This window comes from SAR324 cluster bacterium, from assembly GCA_029245725.1.
Lineage (GTDB): Bacteria > SAR324 > SAR324 > SAR324 > NAC60-12 > JCVI-SCAAA005.
The window spans coordinates 1-3,690 of record JAQWOT010000388.1; the positions used below are offsets into that span (position 1 = coordinate 1).

Below are 3,690 nucleotides of genomic sequence, written 5' to 3' on the forward strand. Positions count from 1 at the left end.
TGATTGTCCAGTCTGCCAGTTTGTCAATTGGGTGAATTCAGCAACACCTGGAGACCGATACCAACTACCAGAAGACTGGGTTCCTGAAGCACAAGAACTCCAAGAGGCTTGCAATGTGGCTGTGAAAAACCGATTACAGAATGTTAGTTTCTGTCTAGTGGGCAAGGACTGTCTTAAATGCAGGAACTTGATGTAAAGAGTCCCCAAAATATTCAGCATCAGGTTTAAACAAGAAACAAGACTCCAACAGATTCCGAAATTCCCAGGTACTTAAAAGGACTTAAAAGACTGCCCTCATATCTACCAATATTACCTAGTAGTTCTGGAGACGAAGAAAAACTAATTGTTTGCAGGAGAAAATATATGAACAGCCGATTTAAAGCATCAATTATTCTACTAGTCTGTTTGTTCAATCTGTTCAGCTGTACTAACAAGGAAGAAGAGAATAAAAGGCAAGAAGAGGAATTAGCACAGATAAAAGCCGCACTTGAGCAATTTGAAGAAGATATTGCTAATTCTTCAACATGGACAGATCAAAACAGTAAGGTATTTAAAGCTCAAAGTGTCTACGATCCATTTACAGGCTTTACTCAACACGCGCTTCTTTCTCCTGTAGGTGAAACAAATAGAGAGGTGAATGGTGCGAGGCGATATAGCAGATTAGTCATAGTTTGCTCAACTGACCCAGATACAGACGATTTTATGCTTTTTTACTTTGACACTTCGTTAGCGCTATCCGAAAAATTCAATGAAAACAAACCAGAATCAAACAATTATGCGACAAATTATAGTTGGGTCGGTTATCAACAAATTAAGGCATGGGATGAGGTAAAATCTGTAAAGCTGATTCAGCAGCTTTCTTCAATGGAATACCTGTATGTCGTTGAAGATCAACAATATATAATACAGTCTGCAATGTCTCTCAGTAGTTCAGATGAACCAATGTTGCTAAAAGTAGAGTTGGCACTGAATAGTGCTTTAACATACTACTCTTATGTTCTTACTGATTTTATTACTCATTATACTACATTCAAAAACACTTGTCCCTAGATCCGCGCCTATATTTACTCGCATCTTCATGATGTTGAATTCAATGATTTGAATCTTGCTGAACATAATCCAACCAACCTCTGAAACCCACCTGAACAACATCTCCATCATTGCCTTCGTGGACCAAATCTTTTTGCCCTAAAGGCTTTAAGCTAATATCACGCGCAAGACAACTTTGTTGGTTTCGCCTTGGAAGATATCCCGCCCTCGCCAAAAATAGCACCGAGTGTCTCGCCATGCGGCCTTAGTAAAATTCCCCCCGTAAGTGGGAACCGGATATACTTACATCAACTGCACCTTGATTTTGTGCCCCCGCCCTCTGCGCTGCCCCCTAAGTAGTATTGTCTCGGAGATGCCTCGATGACTGCACCGATATCCCTTGTTGATCTGGATCCAGACTTTCTTTGCAGCCCGTCTCGTAGCCAGTGGTTGCGCGAGTTTCGTGTAAACATTCCTTGGACGCAGGCTCACTTGGCCCGTGTTTGTGGCGTTGCCCGTAGTACCGTGGTGCGCTGGGAGAATGATCACTCACCCGTACCCAAGACGGCAATCGTGCTGGTGCTCCTGGCGAACATCATTAACGAGTATTGTGGGATATCCATGCAGGTGATGAACTGGCCGGAACGAGAGCGGGATCGCTGGCGGCGCTATCTAAGCACTCAGAACCATCCAGTAGACGTGGTGGCCTGTGCCGAGCTCCGCGAGCTCTTGGATGTTCCCGATCCGGTGATACCCACGAAAGAAGAGATGGAACGGAAGTATAAGCGGCAGGCGCGTTACGAACGGGAAAAAGAAAAGCGTTGCTTGTGATGGCTCCAGATGGGCTTTAGAAGCCGACTGTTTACATCTGCACCCGCTGGCGTTATATTCGGCCCGATCGAAGGTGGTGGCGCTAGAATCATTTTCGAGGTGCTGTCTGGCAATGCGGACTGCTTTGACGGAATCATTGAGTTGTAGCCTCCACTCATTTTCGAGGTGCTGTCAGGGATTATCGCGTTTCGTTCTCGCGTTCTCGCGCTGTAGCCTCCACTCATTAACAGATTCCGCCTTATATTCTGCTTTATTTTGGTTTTCTGATACCCACAGCCCTTAGGTTGTCTTTAGATTAATCTTCAATAGAAAAAGAGAAATTATGTTTAGGAACCATTGATCAATTCTCTCAATTGCTAGTGTTTTTGCAGGTTGTCCCATTGACTTCTTCACATGAATAGATAACTCGTTCTGTGTGTTAAGACCTTAAAAAAACCAAAAGAAACTAATCAATTTTAAAATTGCAGTTTACAGGGTTATAATTGTGAGATGAATTCTCGATAAACTGGAGGTAAAATAGATATTTTTTCCAATCTAATTGGAGTTAAACGATCATGGATACAACTTTATTAAGTGATGATCAAATCAGAGAATTTATTACGAACGGTTTCTTAATATTAAATTGTGAAAATCAAGAACTCTTACACAAGGTTATTAAAGATAAGTTGGAGTATCTTTATCATACAGAATCATGGCTTGGAAATAATGTCATGGCACGTGTTCCTGAACTTTGGAGTATTGTTGGAAGTAGTATAGTCAAGGGTGCGGTAGCTAGCATCCTTGGACCAGAATATGTTTTACATCCTCATCGAGCCGTGCACACAAGTGAGCCAATTAATGACAAGACAATAACCTGTTCAGCACATCAAGATGCTCCACAGATGGGAATTGGGTCCCAAGCAGGTTCAGCCTGGCACCAAGATGCTCATAGTCCACTTGCAAGGGCACGTCATCATTTTCCAAAATTTTTGATTGGATTTTATTTTCCTCATGATACGCCACCTGAAATGGGTCCCACAAGAATATTTGCTGGAAGTCAATTCTATTCAAAGCCTCAAGTACCCCCGAAAACATTTTCATTACTTAATTTTAAGTCTGGCTCGTTCGTCCTCGCCCATTTTGACATTGTCCATGCGGCCTTTCCAAATCAAACTGATCAAACAAGGTTTATGATCAAATTTGTATTTGCTCGGACAAAACAACAGGTTGCACCGACATGGAATCACCTGGATGAAAAATGGAATACTCCAAAAAATTTACGTTCACAATATAACTTGGAATCTGCTTGGAAAGCATCTTGGCTTTGGTTAAAAGGCAATGATACTTCATCAAAATATTTAGGTCCTACAAAGAATCTCAATTCAGCAGATCAATGTACACGTTTAGATGCAATATATAGGGCTGCTCACAAAGACAATATATCAATCCTTACTGAAAAAATTGATCAACTTGCTGGGAAAAAATTCCACATAAGAAAACTATTCAAAAATGAAAAAGGTAGAAAGATTCCAAAGGATCTGCAAGAGGGTTGGGAACGAAGATGGAATGAAAGAGCAGTCCTCTTTGACGATTCAGCATATGCGCTTGGAACAATTGGAATTGAGGCTGTTCCCGAACTAATTAATTACTTAAGTCAGGAAGACACATGGGTTGTTCTGAATATGATTTTTGCGCTTGGAGAAATTGGAGCAGAAGCAGAACTAGCAAAACCGAAGTTAGTTGATTTACTGAATAGTTCTCAGCAAATAATTGTAAGGCAAACGCTTGATACTCTCAGTTCAATTGGGGGTAATCTTGACTTGGCACTGCAGCCAATTGAAAAATTTTTTA

General features: G+C 41.4%; 4 protein-coding genes. All 4 read left to right on the forward strand.

Annotated features, from left to right (window positions below; translation table 11 throughout):
- Positions 1-196: hypothetical protein (locus tag P8O70_21260; protein ID MDG2199371.1), on the forward strand; the 196-nt coding region annotated here is incomplete at its 5' end.
- Positions 197-363: 167 nt separating this feature from the next.
- Positions 364-1,050: a hypothetical protein gene (locus tag P8O70_21265; GenBank protein ID MDG2199372.1), complete on the forward strand. Its 687-nt coding sequence runs from the start codon at positions 364-366 to the stop codon at positions 1,048-1,050.
- Positions 1,051-1,410: 360 nt separating this feature from the next.
- Positions 1,411-1,860 (forward strand): helix-turn-helix transcriptional regulator, encoded by a 450-nt coding sequence (locus tag P8O70_21270; protein ID MDG2199373.1) that lies wholly within the window; start codon positions 1,411-1,413, stop codon positions 1,858-1,860.
- A gap of 554 nt (positions 1,861-2,414) precedes the next feature.
- Positions 2,415-3,690: phytanoyl-CoA dioxygenase family protein (locus P8O70_21275; GenBank protein MDG2199374.1), on the forward strand; the 1,276-nt coding region annotated here is incomplete at its 3' end.

Excerpts from the sequence above, each read along its gene's own strand:
- P8O70_21265 (MDG2199372.1), top strand. The coding sequence starts at position 364 with ATGAACAGCCGATTTAAAGCATCAATTATTCTACTAGTCTGTTTGTTC.
- P8O70_21270 (MDG2199373.1), top strand. The coding sequence starts at position 1,411 with ATGACTGCACCGATATCCCTTGTTGATCTGGATCCAGACTTTCTTTGC.